Annotated in this window: 22 protein-coding genes; 11 read left to right on the forward strand and 11 right to left on the reverse strand. The window is 62.4% G+C overall.

The annotated features are described in order from the left end of the window. The first annotated feature begins 127 nt into the window (after positions 1–127). Entirely contained in the window at positions 128–1,426 is a 1,299-nt protein-coding gene (locus ACEWE8_RS21030; RefSeq protein WP_046785743.1) for an MFS transporter, read from the forward strand. A gap of 67 nt (positions 1,427–1,493) precedes the next feature. Here ACEWE8_RS21030 and ACEWE8_RS21035 read toward each other — a convergent pair whose 3' ends face one another. Together ACEWE8_RS21035 and ACEWE8_RS21040 are read right to left on the reverse strand one after the other, a co-directional pair. Further along, complete coding sequence (locus ACEWE8_RS21035) at positions 1,494–2,246, reverse strand: TerC family protein (RefSeq protein ID WP_012315026.1); 753 nt, start codon at positions 2,244–2,246, stop codon at positions 1,494–1,496. A 25-nt stretch (positions 2,247–2,271) separates the two neighbouring features. Further along, entirely contained in the window at positions 2,272–2,511 is a 240-nt protein-coding gene (locus tag ACEWE8_RS21040; protein ID WP_012315027.1) for a hypothetical protein, read from the reverse strand. Between the two features lie 134 nt (positions 2,512–2,645). Between ACEWE8_RS21040 and nhaR the strand changes: the two genes are divergently transcribed. The 3 genes from nhaR (at position 2,646) to ACEWE8_RS21055 (ending at position 5,703) form a co-directional block, all read left to right on the forward strand. Beyond that, positions 2,646–3,539, forward strand: coding sequence for a transcriptional activator NhaR (nhaR, locus tag ACEWE8_RS21045; protein WP_046785742.1), 894 nt, complete (start codon positions 2,646–2,648; stop codon positions 3,537–3,539). A 78-nt stretch (positions 3,540–3,617) separates the two neighbouring features. Further along, positions 3,618–4,829 (forward strand): serine/threonine transporter SstT, encoded by a 1,212-nt coding sequence (gene sstT / locus ACEWE8_RS21050; protein WP_046785741.1) that lies wholly within the window; start codon positions 3,618–3,620, stop codon positions 4,827–4,829. Between the two features lie 226 nt (positions 4,830–5,055). After that, positions 5,056–5,703, forward strand: a complete 648-nt coding sequence (locus ACEWE8_RS21055; RefSeq protein ID WP_046785740.1) for a YceH family protein — start codon at positions 5,056–5,058, stop codon at positions 5,701–5,703. A 5-nt stretch (positions 5,704–5,708) separates the two neighbouring features. Here ACEWE8_RS21055 and ACEWE8_RS21060 read toward each other — a convergent pair whose 3' ends face one another. The 9 genes from ACEWE8_RS21060 to ACEWE8_RS21100 all read right to left on the reverse strand — a co-directional run bounded on the left by ACEWE8_RS21060 (position 5,709) and on the right by ACEWE8_RS21100 (position 14,370). Continuing rightward, a complete protein-coding gene (locus ACEWE8_RS21060; RefSeq protein ID WP_046785739.1) occupies positions 5,709–5,897 on the reverse strand; it encodes a hypothetical protein in 189 nt (62 codons plus the stop codon). Between the two features lie 55 nt (positions 5,898–5,952). Continuing rightward, positions 5,953–7,515, reverse strand: coding sequence for an alkyl hydroperoxide reductase subunit F (gene ahpF, locus ACEWE8_RS21065; RefSeq protein WP_046785738.1), 1,563 nt, complete (start codon positions 7,513–7,515; stop codon positions 5,953–5,955). Between the two features lie 124 nt (positions 7,516–7,639). After that, positions 7,640–8,203 carry an alkyl hydroperoxide reductase subunit C gene (gene ahpC / locus ACEWE8_RS21070; RefSeq protein WP_012315033.1) on the reverse strand — a complete coding sequence of 188 codons (564 nt, stop codon included), beginning with the start codon at positions 8,201–8,203 and terminating at the stop codon, positions 7,640–7,642. Positions 8,204–8,473: 270 nt separating this feature from the next. Next, on the reverse strand, positions 8,474–9,829 hold the full coding sequence (gene gorA, locus ACEWE8_RS21075; RefSeq protein ID WP_367904099.1) for a glutathione-disulfide reductase: 1,356 nt from the start codon (positions 9,827–9,829) through the stop codon (positions 8,474–8,476). A gap of 98 nt (positions 9,830–9,927) precedes the next feature. Further along, complete coding sequence (galU, locus tag ACEWE8_RS21080) at positions 9,928–10,767, reverse strand: UTP--glucose-1-phosphate uridylyltransferase GalU (RefSeq protein ID WP_012315035.1); 840 nt, start codon at positions 10,765–10,767, stop codon at positions 9,928–9,930. 48 nt (positions 10,768–10,815) lie between these two features. Then, positions 10,816–12,177, reverse strand: a complete 1,362-nt coding sequence (locus ACEWE8_RS21085; protein WP_046785737.1) for a UDP-glucose/GDP-mannose dehydrogenase family protein — start codon at positions 12,175–12,177, stop codon at positions 10,816–10,818. Positions 12,178–12,277: 100 nt separating this feature from the next. Further along, on the reverse strand, positions 12,278–13,192 hold the full coding sequence (locus ACEWE8_RS21090) for a c-type cytochrome (RefSeq protein WP_046786371.1): 915 nt from the start codon (positions 13,190–13,192) through the stop codon (positions 12,278–12,280). 23 nt (positions 13,193–13,215) lie between these two features. Beyond that, positions 13,216–13,866: a cytochrome c gene (locus ACEWE8_RS21095; protein WP_046785736.1), complete on the reverse strand. Its 651-nt coding sequence runs from the start codon at positions 13,864–13,866 to the stop codon at positions 13,216–13,218. A gap of 144 nt (positions 13,867–14,010) precedes the next feature. Continuing rightward, a complete protein-coding gene (locus ACEWE8_RS21100; protein ID WP_039602624.1) occupies positions 14,011–14,370 on the reverse strand; it encodes a hypothetical protein in 360 nt (119 codons plus the stop codon). Between the two features lie 160 nt (positions 14,371–14,530). On the opposite strand from ACEWE8_RS21100, the gene ACEWE8_RS21105 reads away from it, so the two are divergent. The 7 genes from ACEWE8_RS21105 to ACEWE8_RS21135 all read left to right on the forward strand — a co-directional run bounded on the left by ACEWE8_RS21105 (position 14,531) and on the right by ACEWE8_RS21135 (position 19,896). Then, complete coding sequence (locus ACEWE8_RS21105) at positions 14,531–14,833, forward strand: DUF1883 domain-containing protein (protein ID WP_046785735.1); 303 nt, start codon at positions 14,531–14,533, stop codon at positions 14,831–14,833. Positions 14,834–14,840: 7 nt separating this feature from the next. Beyond that, complete coding sequence (locus ACEWE8_RS21110) at positions 14,841–15,011, forward strand: hypothetical protein (protein WP_012315041.1); 171 nt, start codon at positions 14,841–14,843, stop codon at positions 15,009–15,011. 18 nt (positions 15,012–15,029) lie between these two features. Next, complete coding sequence (locus ACEWE8_RS21115; RefSeq protein ID WP_046785734.1) at positions 15,030–16,106, forward strand: nitronate monooxygenase family protein; 1,077 nt, start codon at positions 15,030–15,032, stop codon at positions 16,104–16,106. 178 nt (positions 16,107–16,284) lie between these two features. Then, positions 16,285–17,043: a molybdate ABC transporter substrate-binding protein gene (modA, locus tag ACEWE8_RS21120; RefSeq protein WP_367904098.1), complete on the forward strand. Its 759-nt coding sequence runs from the start codon at positions 16,285–16,287 to the stop codon at positions 17,041–17,043. Then, complete coding sequence (gene modB, locus ACEWE8_RS21125; RefSeq protein ID WP_046785733.1) at positions 17,043–17,723, forward strand: molybdate ABC transporter permease subunit; 681 nt, start codon at positions 17,043–17,045, stop codon at positions 17,721–17,723. The genes modA and modB overlap by 1 nt, the downstream gene beginning before the upstream one ends. A 1-nt stretch (position 17,724) precedes the next feature. Further along, positions 17,725–18,816, forward strand: a complete 1,092-nt coding sequence (gene modC, locus ACEWE8_RS21130) for a molybdenum ABC transporter ATP-binding protein (protein WP_046785732.1) — start codon at positions 17,725–17,727, stop codon at positions 18,814–18,816. A gap of 57 nt (positions 18,817–18,873) precedes the next feature. Beyond that, positions 18,874–19,896, forward strand: coding sequence for a DNA topoisomerase IB (locus tag ACEWE8_RS21135; RefSeq protein WP_395589364.1), 1,023 nt, complete (start codon positions 18,874–18,876; stop codon positions 19,894–19,896). Positions 19,897–20,084 lie beyond the last annotated feature (188 nt).

A 20,084-nucleotide genomic window follows, 5' to 3' on the forward strand; every position in this document is an offset into this window, starting at 1 on the left:
CATTGACCGTCCTTGCTTCACTGCTCACCATGCCACGGCCTTGCGGGTGCTCACTGCCTTGAGCCAAACCCGCGGGCCAGAAGCATCCAGCAGCTCATTACAATTTCAAGAAACAGGTACATCGGCCATGCCTCCTATTCCCCATGCTTCCATGGGCAGCAAGATTCGCGACGCCTTTGCTGTCGGCAAGACGCGCTGGGGCATGCTCGCCCTGGTGTTCTTCGCCACCACACTGAACTACATCGACCGCGCCGCCCTCGGCATCATGCAGCCCATGCTGGCCAAGGACATGAGCTGGACGGCGATGGACTACGCCAACATCAACTTCTGGTTCCAGGTGGGTTACGCCATCGGCTTCCTGTTGCAGGGCCGGTTGATCGACAAAATCGGCGTAAAACGTGCATTTTTCATGGCGGTACTGCTCTGGAGCCTGGCCACCGGAGCCCATGGCCTGGCCACATCGGCCGCAGGCTTCATGGTCTGCCGCTTCATCCTCGGCCTGACCGAAGCCGCCAATTATCCGGCTTGTGTGAAGACCACACGACTGTGGTTCCCCGCGGGTGAAAGGGCCATTGCCACGGGGCTGTTCAACGCCGGTACCAACGTTGGCGCGATGATCACCCCGGCGCTGCTGCCAGTGATCCTGGCGGCCTGGGGCTGGCAGGCCGCCTTTATCGCCATGGGTTGCCTGGGCCTGGTCTGGGTGGTGTTCTGGGGCTTGAAATACTTCAACCCTGAAGAGCACCCGACTGTGCGCCAGAGCGAACTGGAGTACATCCAGCGCGAAGCCGAGCCTGAGGCGGTACGTGTGCCCTTCAGCCGCATCCTGCGCATGCGCGGCACCTGGGCCTTCGCCGTGGCATTCGCGATCACCGCACCGGTGTTCTGGTTCTACCTGTACTGGCTGCCACCTTTTCTCAACCAGCAGTACAACCTGGGCATCAGCGTGACCCAGATGGGCATCCCGCTGATCCTGATCTGGCTCACGGCCGACTTCGGCAGCATTGGCGGCGGCATCCTTTCGTCCTGGCTGATAGGCCGTGGCGTACGCGCCATACGGGCACGCCTGATATCGATGCTGATCTTCGCCTGCACCATGATCAGCGTGACCTTCGCCGCCAACGCCAGTGGCCTGTGGGTAGCGGTGCTTGCCATTGCCGTGGCGGTCGGCGCGCACCAGGCCTGGACGGCGAACATATGGAGCCTGCTGATGGATTACACGCCCAAGCACCTGATAAGCACGGTGTTCGGCTTTGGCAGCATGTGTGCGGCCATTGGCGGCATGTTCATGACGCAGATCGTCGGCACCGTGCTGACGGTTACCAATAACAACTACGCAGTGCTGTTCACCATGATCCCGGCGATGTATTTCATTGCACTGGTGTGGTTGTACTTCATGGCGCCGCGCAAGGTCGAAGCGCAGTAAGCGTCAGTTGCCCCCTTCCTGGAAGGGGCCCGCCGGCGAATGGGGCGCAAAGCGCCCCCGCCATGAATCAGCCTTCGGTCGCTTCGCGCTTCATCCGTGCCCGGCGGGCCAGGATGTTGAGCACTTCGATCGCCGTAGAGAAGGCCATCGCTGCATACACATAACCTTTTGGCACATGGGCACCGAAACCTTCGGCGATCAGGGTCATGCCGATCATGATCAGGAAGCCCAGGGCCAACATGACCACGGTCGGGTTGTCGTTGATGAAGTTCGCCAACGGGTCAGCGGCCACCATCATGACGATCACGGCAGTGATCACGGCAATGATCATGATCGGCAGGTGCTCGGTCATGCCCACAGCGGTGATGATGCTGTCAACCGAGAACACGATGTCCAGCAGCAGGATCTGGAAGATCGCGGCCGCGAAGCCCAGGGTAACCGTGGAGGACACCTTGGCTTCTTCCTTGGCGCCGTGCGGGTCGACGTTTTCGTGGATTTCCTTGGTCGCTTTCCACAGCAGGAACAGGCCACCGGCAATCAGGATCACGTCCTTCCAGGAGAAGGCATTACCGAACACTTCGAATACCGGGTCGGTCAGCTGAACGATCCACGCCACCGTGCTGAGCAGCGCCAAACGCATGATCAAGGCCATGCTGATACCGATACGGCGTGCCTTGGAACGGTATTCGACCGGTAATTTGTTGGTCAGGATCGAGATGAAGATCAGGTTATCGATGCCCAGTACGACTTCCATGGCCACCAGTGTGGCAAGGGCTACCCAGGCGGTGGGGCTTGCGGCGAGTTCCAGCAAATATTCCATTTTTCAGTCCTGCAACGTTTCTGGATCAGATGTCCTGGGTTTTGTCTTGCTGGTCGGCGTCCTTGGGCTTCTGCCCTTCGGTGCCGATAGCGTCGCTCAGCGCCTGCTGCGCCGCTTCGTTGGTGTCATCGATGGCCTGCTTGGCCGATTTGGCGGCCTGGTCGAGCATCTGCTGGGCAGATTTCTCGGCCTGGTCGCAGCCTGCCAGGCTCATCAGTGCCAAGGCTAGCACCAAGGGTGTGCCAATGGATTTGAATTGCAGCATGGGGTCCTCGCTTGTCGATATCCCGACGGCGCGCAATGCGCCTGATGGCGTCGAATTCTAAAGATGCCGATACATCAGGAAAATTCGTATTTTCAGCGGTTATACTTCGGTTTTTACGAATCGGGAACGCGGTGATGCTCAACTATCGACAGCTTCACTATTTCTGGGCCGTGGCCAAGACCGGCAGCATCGCCCGCGCCAGTGAGCAACTGAACCTGACCCCGCAGACCATCAGCGGTCAGATCAGCCTGTTCGAGCAGACCTACGGCCTTGAGCTGTTCCAACGGGTCGGGCGGCAGCTGGAGCTGACCGAAACCGGTCGCCAGACCTTGATCTACGCCGAGCAGATGTTCCAGATCGGCGGTGAACTGGAGGCCATGCTGCGCGCCGGCCCGCAGGAGCAGATCCTGTTTCGCGTGGGGGTTGCCGACGTGGTGCCCAAATCGATCGTCTATCGCCTGCTCGCGCCCACCATGGAGCTGGACGATGTGCTGCGCATCAACTGCCGTGAGGACAAACTCGAACGCCTGCTGGCAGACCTGGCGATCCAGCGCCTGGACCTGGTGATATCCGACAGCCCGATGCCCAACCACCTGGATATCAAGGGTTACAGCCAGAAGCTCGGGGAATGCGGCTTGAGCTTCTTTGCTACAAAAGCCTTGGCCCAACGCCACGCTGGCGTCTTTCCTGGCTGCCTGCACGATGCACCATTGCTGATCCCGGGCCAGGAAACGGTAGTGCGCAGCCGGCTGCTGCGCTGGCTTGGCGAGCAGCAGGTGCAACCGCGGATAATCGGCGAATTCGACGACAGCGCCTTGATGCAGGCATTCGGCCAGTCGGGCAGCGGTATCTTCGTGGCTCCCAGTGTGATTGCCGAGGAAGTGTGCCGCCAGTACGGGGTGGAGCTGATCGGGCAGACCGAGGCGGTGCACGAGTCGTTCTATGCCATTTCGGTTGAGCGCAAGGTCAAGCACCCCGGGATCGTGGCCATTACCGAGGGGGCGCGTCGGGAGCTGTTCCATTGGTGAGCGCAAACAGGCCGGGACGACCCTACCAAGGTCTATGGTAAAGTCACGCCCTTTCAAGATACCGAGATAGCGCAGCACATGTCCCCCCTCCTTCGCGTCCTCAACCGCACCAGCCTGGTGACCCAGATCGTCATCGGCCTGATCGCCGGTATTGTCCTGGCCTTGCTTGCGCCAGCCATCGCCCTCGACCTGGGCTTTCTCGGCAAGGTGTTCGTCAGCGCCCTGAAAGCAGTCGCGCCGGTGCTGGTGTTCATTCTGGTCATGGCCTCGATCGCCAACCATCGCCATGGCCAGGAAACCCACATCCGCCCGATTCTCTGGCTGTACCTGCTGGGCACCTTCTCGGCTGCGGTGGTGGCCGTTGTCGCCAGCATGCTGTTCCCTTCGCAACTTGCCCTGAGCGCCAGCGATGTCACCCTGAGCGCGCCTGGCGGCATTGGTGAAGTGCTGCAAAACCTGGTGCTGAGCGCCGTCGACAACCCGATCAACGCCCTGCTCAACGCCAATTTCATTGGTGTGCTGACCTGGGCCATTGGTTTGGGCGTGGCGCTGCGCCATGCCGGCGAAACCACCCGAACCGTGGTCGAGGACCTGTCCAATGGCGTAACTCTGATCGTGCGGGTAGTCATCCGCTTCGCCCCGCTGGGCATTTTCGGCCTGGTCAGTTCGACACTCGCCCAGTCTGGCCTCGATGCCCTGCTTGGCTACCTGCACCTGCTGGGGGTGCTGATCGGCTGCATGCTGTTCGTGGCGCTGGTGATGAACCCGCTGATCGTGTTCTGCAAGATCCGCCGCAACCCTTACCCATTGACGCTGCTGTGCCTGCGCGAAAGTGGCATCACGGCCTTCTTCACCCGCAGCTCGGCGGCCAACATTCCGGTCAACCTGGCACTGTCCGAGCGCCTGGGCCTGCATGAGGACACCTACTCGGTGTCGATCCCGCTGGGTGCGACCATCAATATGGCGGGCGCGGCCATCACAATCACCGTGCTGACCCTGGCAGCCGTGCACACGCTGGGCATCCCGGTAGACCTGCCTACTGCGGTGCTGCTGAGCATGGTGGCGGCGGTCTGCGCCTGTGGTGCGTCGGGCGTGGCTGGCGGTTCGCTGCTGCTGATCCCGCTGGCATGCAGCCTGTTCGGCATTCCAAGCGAGATTGCCATGCAGGTGGTTGCTGTGGGCTTCATCATTGGCGTGCTGCAGGATTCGGCAGAGACTGCGCTGAATTCTTCGACCGATGTGCTGTTCACGGCGGCGGCCTGCCAGGCGCAAGAGCGCCGTAGTGTTTGAGATAGCCAGGGCCGCGTAGCGGCCCATTCGCCGGCAAGCCGGCGCCCACAGACTGGCCATGAACTCAAGGCATGTGCAGTGCCCGTGAAAGCGGTTGTGTTGCTTGATTTCAAACCTTGACGCCATCCATATCGTGGGCGCCGGCTTGCCGGCGATGGGGCAGTGATTGCTTAAGCCAGGCGCTTTACCTACGCTAGTGGCCTTTTCCTCGCAATGAGACTTGGCCATGTCAGAAAATCAAACCGCAGACGAAGGCCGCTTCAGCAGTACCGAGATCCGCATTCTCGGCGCGCTGATCGAAAAACAGGCCACCAGCCCTGAAAGTTACCCACTGACCCTCAATGCCCTGGTGCTGGCCTGCAACCAGAAGACCAGCCGTGAGCCGGTGATGAACCTGTCCCAGGGCCAGGTCGGCCAGGCGCTGCGTGCCCTGGAAAGCCAGAGCATGACCCGGCTGCAGATGGGCAGCCGCGCAGACCGCTGGGAACACCGGGTGGACAAGGCCCTGGAGCTGGTACCGGCCCAGCTGATACTGATGGGCCTGATGTTCCTGCGCGGGCCGCAAACCCTCAACGAACTGCTGACGCGCAGCAACCGCCTGCACGACTTCGATGACACCGAACAGATCCAGCACCAGCTGGAGCGCCTGATCTCGCGTGGTTTGGCACTGCATCTGCCACGCCAGGCCGGGCAGCGCGAAGACCGCTACACCCATGCACTGGGGGATCCGGCAGAAATCGAGGCGATTCTTGCCGCTCGCCAGCAGGAAGGTGGGACGCGCAACAGTGGCGGCAATGTGTCGGAAGAAAGGATCGAAGCCCTGGAGGCCCGGATTGCCGCGCTGGAGGCGCGCCTGGCCGAGCTTGAAGGCTAAGCCACTCAGTGTTCCGGTTCAGGGAAGTTGCGGCAGCTTTTGCGCTCGGCCATTTCCCGCTCACTGGGGCGCTGGTCGACGAACACGGTACGACCGTCTGCGTAGATTTCCAGGTAACCCCAGTGCAGGTCCTGCTCCTGCTGCCCGGGCTGGGGTGGCACTAGCCACCAGGGTTCGCGGCTGATCAGGGTCATGGCTTGAATTCCCGAGGGTGTCGGCAGTAAGCATAGACACCCCCGGGTTTCAGGTTTACGCCGGCGCCGAGGTGCGGATCAGGTGATCGAAGGCCGCCAGCGATGCCTTGGCACCCTCACCCACCGCAATGACGATCTGCTTGTACGGCACGGTGGTCACATCACCGGCTGCGAACACGCCCGGGATGCTGGTCGCACCTTTGGCATCGACGATGATCTCGCCACGCGGCGACAGCTCGATCGTCCCCTTGAGCCAGTCGGTGTTGGGCAACAGGCCGATCTGCACGAAGATACCTTCCAGCGCCAGCTCATGCTGCTCGTCGGTGGTGCGGACCTTGTAGCGCAAGCCGGTCACCTTCTCACCATTGCCCACCACCTCGGTGGTCAGCGCGCTGGTGATCACCTTGACGTTCGGCATGCTGTGAAGCTTGCGCTGCAGCACGGCATCGGCACGCAGCTGGCTGTCGAACTCGATCAACGTCACCTGCGCGACGATGCCAGCCAGGTCAATGGCTGCTTCCACGCCGGAGTTGCCGCCACCGATCACCGCCACACGCTTGCCCTTGAACAGCGGGCCATCGCAGTGCGGGCAGTAGGCCACGCCACGGGCGCGGTATTCCTGTTCACCCGGCACGTTCATTTCGCGCCAGCGGGCGCCAGTGGCGAGGATCACGGTCTTGGCTTTGAGCGAGGCGCCGCCGGCCAGGCGTACTTCGTGCAGGCCGCCGTCGGTGGCCGGAATCAGTGCTTCGCCGCGCTGCAGGTTCATGATGTCGACGTCGTACTGCTTGACGTGCTCTTCCAGTGCAGTTGCCAGTTTCGGCCCTTCGGTTTCCTGCACCGAGATGAAGTTCTCGATGGCCATGGTATCGAGCACCTGGCCGCCGAAACGCTCGGCAGCGACACCGGTACGGATGCCTTTGCGTGCTGCGTAGATGGCAGCCGCAGCACCGGCGGGGCCGCCGCCGACCACCAGCACGTCAAAGGCGTCCTTGGCATTGATCTTCTCGGCCTGGCGGGCGCCGGCGTTGGTGTCGATCTTGCCGAGGATTTCTTCAAGGCCCATGCGCCCCTGGCCGAACACTTCGCCGTTCAGGTAGATGCTGGGCACGGCCATGATCTTGCGCGACTCGACTTCGTCCTGGAACAGCGCACCGTCGATGGCCACGTGGCGTACGTTCGGGTTGAGCACCGCCATCAGGTTCAGCGCCTGGACCACGTCCGGGCAGTTCTGGCACGACAGCGAGAAATAGGTCTCGAAGGTGAACTCGCCTTCCAAGGCCTGGATCTGCTCGATCACTTCGGCGCTGGCCTTGGAGGGGTGGCCGCCGACTTGCAGCAGCGCCAGCACCAGGGAGGTGAATTCGTGGCCCATGGGGATGCCGGCAAAACGCAGGCTGATGTCAGCGCCCGGGCGGTTGAGCGAGAACGACGGCCGACGGGCGTCAGTACCGTCCGCGCTCAAGGTAATGAGGTTCGACAGGCTGGCAATTTCCACCAGCAGGTCGTGCAATTCGCGGGACTTCGCGCCGTCGTCGAGGGAAGCAACGATCTCGATCGGCTGGGTGACCCGCTCCAGGTAGGTTTTCAGTTGCGATTTAAGCGTGGCGTCCAACATACGGGCGATTCCTTTTTCAATCTTCGGATACAAAAACGCCCAGGCAATAGCGCCCGGGCGTTTGGCGGGGCAGTGAGTACTTCAGCTTTGGCGGCTGCTCACCGCCCACGACTGGCGCACGGTCTTAGATTTTGCCGACCAGGTCCAGGGATGGCGCGAGGGTAGCTTCGCCTTCTTTCCACTTGGCCGGGCAGACTTCGCCTGGGTGAGCGGCGATGTACTGGGCAGCCTTGACCTTGCGCAGCAGCTCGCTGGCGTCGCGGCCTACACCACCGTCGTTGATTTCGACGATCTTGATCTGGCCTTCCGGGTTGATCACGAAGGTACCGCGGTCGGCCATACCGGCTTCTTCGATCAGCACGTCGAAGTTGCGCGAGATGACATGGGTCGGGTCACCGATCAGCGGGTACTTGATCTTGCTGATGGTGTCGGAAGTGTCGTGCCACGCTTTGTGGGTGAAGTGGGTGTCGGTGGACACACCGTAGATTTCCACGCCCAGCTTCTGGAACTCGGCGTAGTTGTCAGCAAGGTCACCCAGCTCGGTCGGGCAGACGAAAGTGAAGTCGGCCGGGTAGAAGAACACGACAGACCACTTGCCCTTCAGGTCGGCTTCGCTTACCTGAACGAATTCGCCGTTGTGGAAGGCGGTGGCGTTGAACGGTTTGACCTGGCTGTTGATGATAGGCATGAGAGACGCTCCTTCATGGGGTTGAAATCAGTTGACGGAGAGAATCCTAACCGCTGGTCGCCACGAAGGCTCATTGGCAAACCTCATGCTTGCGATTGGTTTTGGCTATAAGCGAGGTTTATTAATAGAAGGGATTGGGCTGAGCAAAGGATTGCGCAAGCATTCAACAGCCTTATCGCTGGCAAACCAGCACACACAGGTACGGCGCCGAGCTTGAGAGCTGGGCCGTACCTGTGAGAGCCGGCTTGCCGGCGATGGGGTCCGTGAGGTTTAGCGCGTAACGGTCCGCATGGTGACGAACTCTTCCGCCGCCGTCGGGTGCACGCCAATGGTCTCGTCGAACTGCTGCTTGGTAGCGCCTGCCTTCAGGGCAACACCCAACCCCTGGATGATCTCGCCGGCATCAGGGCCGACCATGTGGCAGCCCAGCACCTTGTCGGTCTCGGCGTCCACCACCAGCTTCATCAGGGTCTTTTCCTGGATGTCGGTGAGGGTCAGCTTCATGGCGCGGAAGCGGCTCTCGAAGACCTGCACCTTGTGCCCGGCTTCCAGCGCCTGCTCTTCAGTCAGGCCCACGGTACCGATCGGTGGCTGGCTGAACACCGCGGTGGGGATGTTCTGGTAATCCACCGGGCGGTACTGCTCGGGTTTGAACAGGCGCCGCGCCACGGCCATGCCTTCGGCCAGGGCGACCGGGGTGAGCTGCACGCGGCCAATCACATCGCCAATGGCCAGGATCGACGGGGCGGTGGTCTGGTACTGCTCGTCGACGCGGATATAACCGCGGGCGTCCAACTCCACACCGGTGTTCTCCAGGCCCAGGTTGTCGAGCATCGGGCGTCGGCCGGTGGCGTAGAACACACAATCGGTGAGCATCTCGCGGCCATCCTTGAGCGTGGCCTTCAGGCTGCCGTCCTCAAGCTGCTCGATGCGCTGGATATCGGCATTGAACTGCAAGTCCATGCCGCGTTTTTCCAGTTCTTCCTTCAGGTGGGTACGCACCGAGCCGTCGAAGCCGCGCAGGAACATCTCGCCGCGGTAAAGCAACGTGGTGGCGGCGCCCAGGCCCTGGAAAATGCCGGCGAACTCGACCGCGATGTAGCCGCCCCCCACCACCAGCACCCGGCGTGGCAGTTCTTTGAGGTAGAACGCCTCGTTGGAGGTGATGGCCAGTTCCTTGCCCGGGATGTCCGGCACCTGTGGCCAGCCACCGGTGGCGATGAGGATGTGCCCGGCGCTGTAGCGCTGGCCTTGCACTTCCACTTCGTTGGCGCCGGTGATGCGTGCATGGCCTTCCAGCAAGGTCACGCCGCTGTTGACCAGCAGGTTGCGATAGATGCCGTTGAGGCGCTCGATTTCGCGGTTCTTGTTGGCGATCAGGGTACCCCAGTCGAAGTGGCCCTCTTCCAGGGACCAGCCGTAGCCGGCAGCCTGCTCCAGCTCATCAGCGACGTGGGCGCCATACACCAGCAACTTCTTGGGCACGCAACCGACGTTGACGCAGGTACCACCCAGGTAGCGGCTCTCGGCCACCGCCACTTTTGCACCAAAGCCCGCTGCGAAGCGTGCCGCTCGCACACCACCGGACCCGGCACCAATCACGAACAGATCAAAATCGTAGGCCATGTATTCAGTCTCCTTGGCTGGCGCTCAGCATACCGCCGTTGGCCGCCACAAACAAAAAAGCCACCCCGAAGGGTGGCTCGTCGACCTGCAGGGGCTTATCAGTAAGCCTTGCCGGTCTTGTAGTAGTTCTCGAAGCAGAAGTTGGTGGCGTCGATGTAGCCTTCGGCGCCGCCGCAGTCGAAACGCTGGCCCTTGAACTTGTAGGCAATCACGCAGCCGTTCTGTGCCTGCTGCATCAGTGCGTCGGTGATCTGGATCTCGCCGCCTTTGCCCGGTGGGGTGTTGCGGATGATATCGAAGATATCCGGGGTCAGGATGTAGCGGCCGATGATCGCCAGGTTCGATGGCGCGTCTTCCGGCGCAGGCTTTTCGACCATGTTGGTCACACGGAAGATGTCGTCGCGGATCATGTCGCCGGCAATTACGCCGTACTTGTTGGTTTCCTGCGGGTCGACTTCCTGGATGGCGATGATCGAGCAGCGGAACTGGTTGTACAGCTTGACCATCTGGGTCAGTACGCCGTCACCTTCCGGGTTTACACACAGGTCATCCGCCAGCACCACGGCAAACGGCTCGTCACCGATCAGCGGCTGGCCGGTCAGGATGGCGTGGCCCAGGCCTTTCATTTCGGTCTGGCGGGTGTAGGAGAACGAGCACTCGTTGAGCAGGCGGCGGATGCCGACCAGGTATTTTTCCTTGTCGGTGCCCTTGATCTGGTTTTCCAGCTCGTAGCTGATGTCGAAGTGGTCTTCCAGGGCGCGCTTGCCGCGGCCGGTGACGATGGAAATCTCGTTCAGGCCAGCGTCCAGGGCCTCTTCAACGCCATACTGGATCAGTGGCTTGTTGACCACTGGCAGCATTTCCTTGGGCATGGCTTTGGTAGCAGGCAGGAAGCGAGTGCCGTAACCGGCTGCCGGGAACAAGCATTTCTTGATCATAAACGTCCTTAAACAAAGGCAGAGCCTGTGGAATTCGGCGCAGTCTAATCAGGCGGCTGTCACCTTACAATGCCCCGCCTGCGGCCGACCGATGCCATGATAGAGATAACCCAGTGTAGATAGTTCCAAGGGATCGTAAATATTACGGCCATCAAATATCACCGGCATGCGCATCAACCCGCGCACACGGCTGAAATCCGGTTGGCGGAACTGCTTCCATTCAGTCACCAGGGCCAGTGCATCGGCACCCTCCACGCAGGCGTAGGGGTCATCGGTGAGTTTCAGTTGGCCACTGGCCAGCGCCTGCGCATAGCGCTCGGCAACCCCGGCCAGCGCCACCGGGTCACAGGCCTGCACGCGCGTCCCTGCGGCCAGCAAGGCATCGAGCAGCACCAGGCTGGGGGCCTCGCGCAGGTCATCGGTGCCCGGTTTGAAAGCCAGCCCCCATACCGCCACGGTACGCCCGCGCATGAACCCACCGAAATGCTGCTGCAACGCAGTGAACAACAGGGTCTTCTGCTGATCGTTGCGGGCTTGCACTGCCCGCAGGATGGCAGGCTGATAACCTTGCTGCTCGGCGGTGCGGACCAACGCGCGGATATCCTTCGGGAAGCATGACCCCCCATAACCACAGCCGGCATAGATGAAATGGCTGCCGATGCGTCGGTCGCTACCGATACCGTGGCGCACCTGTTCGATGTCCACCCCCAAGTGTGCGCACAGCCCGGCCAATTCATTGATGAACGATATCTTGGTCGCCAGGAAGGCATTGGCTGCGTACTTGCTGAATTCGGCCGCACGCGGGGACATCACCAGGATACGTTCGCGATTGCGCACAAAAGGCGCGTAGAGGCGTTGCAAGCACTGCCGTGCTGCCTCGTTGTCCGTGCCGATGATGATGCGGTCCGGGCGCATGAAATCGTCGATGGCGCTGCCTTCCTTGAGAAACTCCGGGTTGCTCGCCACCTCGACGGTAAAACCGGCGCTGCGGTCGCGCAGGCCCTGCATCACGTGCCGGGCCACGCGCTCTGCGGTGCCAACCGGCACGGTCGACTTGTTGACCACCAGGCAACTGCGCGGCAAATGGCGGCCAAGGCTGTCGGCCACGGCCAGCACGTGCTGCAGGTCGGCCGAGCCGTCTTCCAGGCTGGGCGTGCCGACCGCGATGAACACCACCTGAGCCTTGGCCAGCGAAGGCTGCCACTGGTCGCTGAAGCTCAGCAGCCCTTGGCCGATCCCAGATTGCAACAGTGCCTGCAGCCCCGGTTCATGGATCGGACACTGGCCCTGACGCAGTTGTGCCAAGCGGTGCGGGTCGCGCTCCAGGCACACCACCCGGTTGCCCATCCCGGCGAAACAGGCTGCCGTCACCAACCCTACATACCCTGCCCCGATCACACAGAGGTCCATGGCCGCGCTCCTTGAGTGAGATAGCGGACATTGCTACCCCGCAGGGGTTGCAAAGCGGTGACGGCCGGATGACAGAACCGTGAGGCCAACGGTGAGCGCGTCAGCTACCGGTTCCCTGCCCGATCAGCACCCCCTCGACCTTCTGCCCATACAGGTTGACCCCGTCGTTGGCATGGAACTTCAGCCGGGTCTTCTCGACAGAGCCCTCCACCAGCCGAGGGTCCTGCGGCCGTTCGTGGCGATTGACCCAGGCTGCCACATCCCACGCCTGCTGATCACTCAGGCTGCCTGGCCGGCCCAGCGGCATGTTGTGCTTGATGAAGGAGGCCGCGGTGTTGATCCTGTGCATGCCGGCACCCCAGTTGTAGGAATCCTTGCCCCACAAGGGCGGCATCACGTATTCGCCGGCCACTTTCTGCCCTTCACCATTGTCCCCGTGACAGATGGCGCACTGCTCGCGGTAGACCTGCTGGCCGCGCTTGAAGTCGTAGCCACCCTGGGGTTGTGGTACTTCAGGGTAGCCACGCCCGGCGATCTCCACACCGGTAGGCGCTTTGGTGGACAGCCAGTAGGCATAGGCCGACAGCGCAGTCATCTGCGGGCTGTCGGCGGCCGGGGGCTTGCCGTTCATGCTGAACTGGAAGCAGCCCTGGATACGTTCGGCGTAGGTGTTGACCTTGTCGTTCTTCTTGCGATAGGCCGGGTACATAGGGTACGCACCCCACATCGGCGCGGAGTTTGCCAGGCGGCCCTGGTCGAGGTGGCAGTTACTGCAGTTCATGCCATTACCCACCGCCTCGGGCATCAGTCGGCGGGTGTCGACGAACAGCGCATGGCCCTCGCGTACCATTTTGCCGAAGGCGTTGTCCGGCAGCTCACGCTCAGCGGGAGGCGCGAACTGCGCTGAGGCCTGGGCAGCAGGAACGTTCAACTGCGACTGGTCTTCCATGGCGATGGGCGCCGCAACGGCGTGCCCCATGGCCGACAGCAGCAACGCTGGCATCAATGCTTTCATGGCTTTCATGGCTTTCATGGCTTTCATGGCTTGACCTCCTGGCTGGCAGGGTTGGCAAAGAATTCTGCGATTGCCTGGACCTCTTGGTCGGTCATGGCCTTGGCCACACCGACCATCAGCTGATTGGGGTCGTTGCTGCGGCTGCCGTCGCGCCAGCCGTTGAGTTGCGCCACCAGGTAGCTGGCAGGCTGCCCTGCCAGGGGCGGAAAGTGCTCGCCGACACCACTGCCACCGGGGCCATGGCATTGCACACAACCGGGGATGTTGCGGCTCCAGTCGCCGTAAAGGGCCAGCCGGGTGGTGGGGTCGTCTGCGATTTGCTGGCGGCGCAAGCCGGGGGCCGGCTCGCCAGGCAGGCTGGCCAGGTAGTCGCTGACGGCCGTGATCTCATCCTCGGTCAAGGCTTTGGCCAGCGGCTCCATCACCGCCTGTTTGCGGCTGCCGGCACGCCAGTCATGCAACTGCTTGCTCAGGTAGCCGGCCGGCAGGCCGGCCAGGCGGGGGAACCCAGCGGCGGCTATACCCTTGCCGTCCGGGCCATGGCAGCCCAGGCATGCCATGGCGGCAGGGTTGGCGCCACCCTGGGTGAAGATTTTCTGGCCATCGGCGGCGTGCGCCATGGGCCAGGCCAGGATCAGCAGGCTGCCGATCAGGACTCGACTCAACGGGGTCATCACGAATCTCCATTTCTTTTGTTATAAGCTTAGGCTTAAAACACATAAGCAAATGGATACTAGCCCCGCCAGAGAGTTGCCAACAACGCCAACCCGACCAACCGATGGCAATTGGCCTGTTAAGCGCGTTTTACTTGAGCCAGATCAACCGCCAGAGATGCACTTGGTCGCCGCCGTACGCACATCACCCAGGCGCAGCGGGAAGTTGTTCAAGCGTTCATGCAGCTTGATGCTGCTGCCGCTGCCACGTTCCTCGATGTCCACCAGCGCCGCTGGCCCGGCGCCGGCAGTCAACTTTTGCGGCACGATCAACCGCAGGCCATCGTCGCGCTGCTCTTCGACCAAGGGATCACGGGTGTTCGCCAGCTCCGCCTTGACACAGTCGGCATACTCGCGGGGCGTCTTGCCAGAGATCACATCCATCGTTTCGTGCGACTGCTCCAGCTCGGAAACGCTGACACAACCACCCAGCGTCAGGGACAACGCCGCCACCATCCACTTCATTTGGCACACCTCACCTATCAGGAATGCATCAGACCACGGCCAGGCACTTTTGCTCCGTGCTTTGGCAGATTTATCTAGCCCCATGCCATCAGGCGCGCCAGCCAATCCCGACATCGTGGTATCGTTCGCGTTTGCAGAACCCGACTTTGCGGAGCACCCCATGAAATTCGTACACCAGCGCGAGCATCTCAACGAGGACGACATCGTTGTCGTCGAGTGCTCTCAACGCTGCAACATCCGCCTGATGAACGACGCCAACTTCCGCAGCTTCAAAAATGGCGGCCGACACACTTACCACGGCGGCCACTTCGAGCGGTTCCCGGCCAAGATCACGGTACCCAGCACCGGTTTCTGGAACATCACCATCGACACCGTGACCACCCGTCCCATCTCGGTAACGCGCAAGCCGACCTTGACCCACAAGATCAAGATCATCCGTCGTTCGTCGTCCAAACTCAGATAAGACCGCCATGACCCAGAACATCAAGTACGTCATCAAATACAAGCTCGACGGCGAACGCCGCTGGGATTTCGCCGTCATGCCCGATGCCTCGCACGAGCAGGCACTCGATGCCCTGCGCAAGATCCACGGCGACGACGCCGACAAGATCAGCGACATCCAGGTCAGCAAGGCACTGTAAAACCGCAGGGAGGACTGCATGAGCAACTGGCCCGACCATCGTATTCTCGATCTGCTGGGCATCGAGTTGCCCATCCTCCAGGCGCCCATGGCCGGCGCCAGCGGCTCGCCCCTGGCAATCGCCGTGGCCAAAGCCGGTGGCCTGGGCGCCCTGCCCTGCGCCATGCTCACGGGCGAGCAGGTGCGCGGCGAGATTGCAGCCTTTCGCAGCGCTTGCCCGGGCGCCCCGCTTAACCTGAATTTTTTCTGCCACCAGCCGCCCACCCCAGACATCGACCGCGAAACGCGCTGGAAGCTGGCACTCAAACCGTATTACACAGAAGTTGGCGCCGACTTCGAGGCTCCCACTCCGGTTTCCAACCGTGCACCGTTCGACGAGCACAGCTGCCGGCTGGTCGAACAATTGCGCCCTGAGGTGGTGAGTTTCCACTTCGGCCTGCCTGAGGCTGCATTGCTGCAGCGGGTAAAAGCAGCCGGGGCCAAGGTGCTGTCCAGTGCCACCACGGTGGAAGAAGCGCTGTGGCTGGAGGCCAAGGGTTGCGACGCGATCATTGCCATGGGCAGTGAAGCCGGTGGCCATCGCGGCATGTTCCTCAGCGAAGACATCAACAGCCAGATCGGCACCTTCGCCCTGGTGCCGCAGGTTGCCGATGCAGTGGGCGTGCCGGTGATCGCCGCTGGCGGCATCGCTGACCACCGTGGCCTGGTTGCAGCACTGGCCCTGGGTGCCAGCGCCGTGCAAATCGGCACGGCCTACCTGTTCTGCCCCCAAGCCAAGGTGTCTGCGGCCCACCGACGCGCGCTGGACAGTGCACCGGCCAGCGACACGGCCCTGACCAACCTGTTCACCGGGCGCCCGGCACGCGGCATCAACAACCGCGTCATGCGCGAGCTGGGGCCAATGAGTGAACTGGCGCCACGCTTCCCCCTGGCAGGCGGCGCGCTGATGCCGTTGCGGGCAATCACCGACCCGCAAGGCAACAGCGACTTCAGCAACTTGTGGGCAGGGCAAGCGTTGCGGCTGGGCAAGGCAATGCCGGCTGAACAGTTGACCCGGGAGATTGCAGAGAGGGCGTTGCCGCTGGTTGGGCGTTAGGAATTTATCTGGGGTGCCGGCTTGCAGGGGCTGCGGGGCATGGCGCCGGCTGTGCCGGTGATAACCGGCAAGCCGGCTCCTGCAAGGATTGCAAGCCAGACAGCACCTTCCGGCTTGGGGCCTATCGCTATATAGTTACCGCTATAACGATAACCTGCACTCCTAGGGAGCTGTTTTCATGCGTATCCGCCTGCCCCACCTCACCGCCACTGCCCTCGCCTGCCTGCTATCACTCAACAGCGCCTGGGCCGACGAGGTGCAGGTTGCGGTCGCGGCAAACTTCACCGCGCCGATCCAGGCCATCGCCAAGGACTTCGAGAAAGACACCGGCCACAAGCTGATCGCCGCCTATGGCGCCACGGGGCAGTTCTACGCACAGATCAAGAACGGCGCACCGTTCGAGGTGTTCCTCGCCGCCGATGACAGCACCCCGGCCAAGCTGGAGCAGGAAAAGGACATCGTCCCCGGCTCGCGCTTCACCTACGCCATCGGCACCCTTGCGCTGTGGTCGGCCAAGGAAGGCTATGTTGACGCCCAAGGTGAGGTACTGAAGAAAAACCAGTACAAGCACCTGTCCATCGCCAACCCGAAGACGGCACCCTACGGCCTGGCCGCCACTCAGGTGCTGGCCAAGCTTGGCCTGGCCGAAGCCACCCAGGGCAAGATCGTCGAAGGCCAGAACATCACCCAGGCCTTCCAGTTCGTCTCCACCGGCAATGCCGAGCTGGGCTTCGTCGCCCTGTCGCAGATCTACAAAGACGGCAAAGTCACCAGTGGTTCGGCCTGGGTCGTACCGCCCGAACTGCACGACCCTATCCGCCAGGACGCCGTCATTCTCAACAAGGGCAAAGACAACCCGGCGGCCAAGGCACTGGTTGAATACCTCAAAGGCCCAAAAGCTGCTGCGCTGATCAAATCCTATGGTTATGAACGCTGATGCCCCTGGACGCCAGTGACCTGGGTGCCATCTGGCTGACGGTGAAACTGGCCAGCCTGACCACCCTGATCTTGCTGCTCATCGGCACGCCTATTGCCTGGTGGCTGGCGCGCACGCGCTCTTGGCTGCGCGGGCCGCTGGGTGCGGTGGTGGCGCTACCACTGGTGCTGCCGCCGACGGTGATCGGTTTTTACCTGCTGATCGCCCTCGGCCCGCAGGGTTGGATAGGCCAAGCCACCGAGGCGCTGGGCCTGGGAAGCGTGGTGTTCAGTTTCACTGGGCTGGTGATCGGCTCGACGGTGTACTCCCTGCCGTTCGTGGTGCAACCGCTGCAGAACGCCTTCGCAGCAATCGGCCAGCGCCCGCTGGAAGTTGCCGCCACCTTGCGCGCCAGCCCGTGGGACACCTTCGTGCATGTGGTACTGCCACTGGCGTGGCCTGGTTTCATCACCGCCAGCATCCTTGGTTTTGCCCACACCGTAGGCGAGTTTGGCGTGGTGCTGATGATTGGCGGCAACATCCCCGACAAGACCCGCGTGGTCTCGGTGCAGATCTTCGATCACGTCGAAGCCATGGAGTATACGCAAGCCCACTGGCTGGCAGGTGCCATGCTGGTGTTTTCGTTCCTGGTGCTGCTCCTGCTGTACGCGGGGCGCCGTGGCAAGCCTGGCTGGAGCTGAAATGACCGGATCGATTGTGGCGCGCCTCAAGCTTGCGCGTGACGACTTCACCCTGGATGTCGACCTGCAACTGCCAGGGCGCGGCATCAGCGCGCTGTTCGGCCATTCCGGATCGGGCAAAACCTCGTGCCTGCGCTGCCTGGCCGGGCTGGAGCGGGCTGCGAGCGCTTACATCGAGGTCAACGGTGAAGTCTGGGAAGACAGCACACGTGGCCACTTCCTGGCGCCACACCTGCGCCCGGTCGGCTACGTGTTCCAGGAGGCCAGCCTGTTCCCGCACTTGTCGGTGCGCGGCAACCTGGAGTTCGGCTGGCGGCGAATTGCACCAGGCCAGCGCAAGGTCAGCCTCGACCAGGCCTGCCAGCTGCTGGGCATCGGCCACCTGCTCGAGCGCAGGCCCGCAACCCTGTCCGGTGGCGAGGCCCAGCGTGTGGGTATCGCCCGGGCGCTGCTCAGCAGCCCGCGCCTGTTATTGATGGATGAGCCCCTGGCCGCACTGGACGGGCCGCGCAAGCGTGAGATCCTGCCCTACCTGGAGCGCCTGCACGAGGAACTGGACATCCCGCTGGTGTACGTCAGCCATGCCCAGGATGAAGTGGCGCGGTTGGCCGATCACCTGGTGCTGCTGGAGCAAGGCAAGGCCACGGCCAGTGGCCCGATTGGCCAGACGCTCGCCCGCCTGGACCTGTCGCTGGCTCAGGGCGACGATGCCGGCGTGGTGTTCGAGGGCCTTGTGGTTGGCCACGACCCGCAGTACGGCCTGCTGGACCTGCGCCTGGCTGGCCACGAAGCGCCTTTACTACGCATTGCCCACCCGGCACACAGCATGGGCAGCGCCTTGCGCGTGAAGGTTCAGGCCCGCGACGTCAGCCTCACGCTAACGGCAGATGGTACCTCCAGTATCCTCAACCGGCTGGCGGTGCGCGTACGCGAAGTGCACCCGGCGGATAACCCGGCGCATGTGCTGGTAAGCCTGGATGCCGGCGGCAATGCCCTGCTGGCGCGCATCACCCGCTTCTCGGCGGACCAGCTCGGCCTGCACCCGGGGCAGGCTTTGTTTGCGCAAATAAAGTCGGTAGCGCTATTGGGCTGAGCATCGCTCGCACGGCCGCTGTCCATTGATCAGTGACCTGAACGAGGCCTGCCGCCCATGCCTGACTGCAACTTGCCCGCCAGCCTGCATTACGTTGACGATAGCCAGCCCGGCCTGAGCCGGCGCCGCTGGCGTGACCGTTTCATCTATTTGGATGCCCAAGGCCAACGTGTGCGCGACAGTGAAACGCTGGCGCGCATCGCCGCCCTGGTGATCCCGCCGGCCTACACCGACGTGTGGATCTGCGCCGACCCGCAAGGCCACCTGCAAGCCACAGGACGCGATGCGCGTGGCCGCAAGCAGTACCGCTACCACGCCCAGTGGCGCGAGCTGCGCGATCAACACAAATATGGGCGCATGCTGGCCTTTGCCCAGGCATTGCCCAAGCTTCGCGCACAGCTGCAGACACACCTGGCGCGCCCGGGGCTGGACCGGGAAAAGGTAATGGCACTGGTGGTCAGCCTGCTGGACCACACACTGATCCGCATCGGCAACGAGCGCTACCTGCGCGACAACAAATCCTACGGCCTGACCACGCTGCGCAACCGCCACGTCAAGGTCGAGGGCAGCACCATCCGCTTCCAGTTCCGCGGCAAGCGCGGCGTGGAACACAATGTCACCCTGCGCGACCGACGCCTGGCCAACCTGCTCAAACGCTGCATGGAGCTGCCGGGGCAGGCGCTATTCCAGTATCTGGACGAAGAAGGCCAGCGGCACAGCATTGGGTCCAGTGAGATCAACCAGTTCCTGCAACAACTGACCGGGGCCGATTTCACTGCCAAGGATTACCGCACCTGGGCAGGTAGCAGCCTGGCGCTGAGCCTGCTCAGGCCGCTGGCCTGGGAGCCCGAGAGCGAGGCAAAGCGCCAGGTTGCGAGTATCGTCAAGCAGGTGGCCGCGCGCCTGGGCAATACCCCAGCCGTGTGCAGGCGCTGCTACATCCACCCTGCAGTGCTGGAGCATTACGCCTTGGGGCGCCTGGCAGAGCTGCCTGGCAGCCGTGTGCGCAAAGGCCTTGATCCCGAAGAGGTAGCGTTGCTGTTGTTTCTGCAGGCACTGGAGCAAGCGCAAGCCAATTGAGCGAGCCTATGCCTGCAATCATGCAGAGAAATTTCCCATTAAGGCCGAAGCCCCCTATCCTTGCCACCGAGCACCTTCGCCGGGACGCTTACCGCGTTTTACAACGGCACCTGCAACTAAAGACACACAACAGAATTTGTCTGACGGGGAATTAATATCCGCCGAAAGCGTCTTTAATGAGAAGGAAG

This window comes from Pseudomonas sp. TR47, from assembly GCF_044143025.1.
Taxonomy (GTDB): Bacteria; Pseudomonadota; Gammaproteobacteria; order Pseudomonadales; family Pseudomonadaceae; genus Aquipseudomonas; species Aquipseudomonas putida_E.

Excerpts from the sequence above, each read along its gene's own strand:
- ACEWE8_RS21060 (WP_046785739.1), bottom strand. The coding sequence starts at position 5,897 with ATGACCCTGATCAGCCGCGAACCCTGGTGGCTAGTGCCACCCCAGCCC.
- sstT (WP_046785741.1), top strand. The coding sequence starts at position 3,618 with ATGTCCCCCCTCCTTCGCGTCCTCAACCGCACCAGCCTGGTGACCCAG.
- ACEWE8_RS21110 (WP_012315041.1), top strand. The coding sequence starts at position 14,841 with ATGACCCAGAACATCAAGTACGTCATCAAATACAAGCTCGACGGCGAA.
- modA (WP_367904098.1), top strand. The coding sequence starts at position 16,285 with ATGCGTATCCGCCTGCCCCACCTCACCGCCACTGCCCTCGCCTGCCTG.
- gorA (WP_367904099.1), bottom strand. The coding sequence starts at position 9,829 with ATGGCCTACGATTTTGATCTGTTCGTGATTGGTGCCGGGTCCGGTGGT.
- modB (WP_046785733.1), top strand. The coding sequence starts at position 17,043 with ATGCCCCTGGACGCCAGTGACCTGGGTGCCATCTGGCTGACGGTGAAA.
- ACEWE8_RS21135 (WP_395589364.1), top strand. The coding sequence starts at position 18,874 with ATGCCTGACTGCAACTTGCCCGCCAGCCTGCATTACGTTGACGATAGC.
- ACEWE8_RS21055 (WP_046785740.1), top strand. The coding sequence starts at position 5,056 with ATGTCAGAAAATCAAACCGCAGACGAAGGCCGCTTCAGCAGTACCGAG.
- ACEWE8_RS21095 (WP_046785736.1), bottom strand. The coding sequence starts at position 13,866 with ATGACCCCGTTGAGTCGAGTCCTGATCGGCAGCCTGCTGATCCTGGCC.
- ACEWE8_RS21035 (WP_012315026.1), bottom strand. The coding sequence starts at position 2,246 with ATGGAATATTTGCTGGAACTCGCCGCAAGCCCCACCGCCTGGGTAGCC.
- ACEWE8_RS21090 (WP_046786371.1), bottom strand. The coding sequence starts at position 13,192 with ATGAAAGCATTGATGCCAGCGTTGCTGCTGTCGGCCATGGGGCACGCC.
- ACEWE8_RS21030 (WP_046785743.1), top strand. The coding sequence starts at position 128 with ATGCCTCCTATTCCCCATGCTTCCATGGGCAGCAAGATTCGCGACGCC.
- ACEWE8_RS21115 (WP_046785734.1), top strand. The coding sequence starts at position 15,030 with ATGAGCAACTGGCCCGACCATCGTATTCTCGATCTGCTGGGCATCGAG.
- ACEWE8_RS21105 (WP_046785735.1), top strand. The coding sequence starts at position 14,531 with ATGAAATTCGTACACCAGCGCGAGCATCTCAACGAGGACGACATCGTT.
- ahpF (WP_046785738.1), bottom strand. The coding sequence starts at position 7,515 with ATGTTGGACGCCACGCTTAAATCGCAACTGAAAACCTACCTGGAGCGG.
- ACEWE8_RS21040 (WP_012315027.1), bottom strand. The coding sequence starts at position 2,511 with ATGCTGCAATTCAAATCCATTGGCACACCCTTGGTGCTAGCCTTGGCA.
- modC (WP_046785732.1), top strand. The coding sequence starts at position 17,725 with ATGACCGGATCGATTGTGGCGCGCCTCAAGCTTGCGCGTGACGACTTC.
- nhaR (WP_046785742.1), top strand. The coding sequence starts at position 2,646 with ATGCTCAACTATCGACAGCTTCACTATTTCTGGGCCGTGGCCAAGACC.
- ACEWE8_RS21100 (WP_039602624.1), bottom strand. The coding sequence starts at position 14,370 with ATGAAGTGGATGGTGGCGGCGTTGTCCCTGACGCTGGGTGGTTGTGTC.
- ahpC (WP_012315033.1), bottom strand. The coding sequence starts at position 8,203 with ATGCCTATCATCAACAGCCAGGTCAAACCGTTCAACGCCACCGCCTTC.
- ACEWE8_RS21085 (WP_046785737.1), bottom strand. The coding sequence starts at position 12,177 with ATGGACCTCTGTGTGATCGGGGCAGGGTATGTAGGGTTGGTGACGGCA.
- galU (WP_012315035.1), bottom strand. The coding sequence starts at position 10,767 with ATGATCAAGAAATGCTTGTTCCCGGCAGCCGGTTACGGCACTCGCTTC.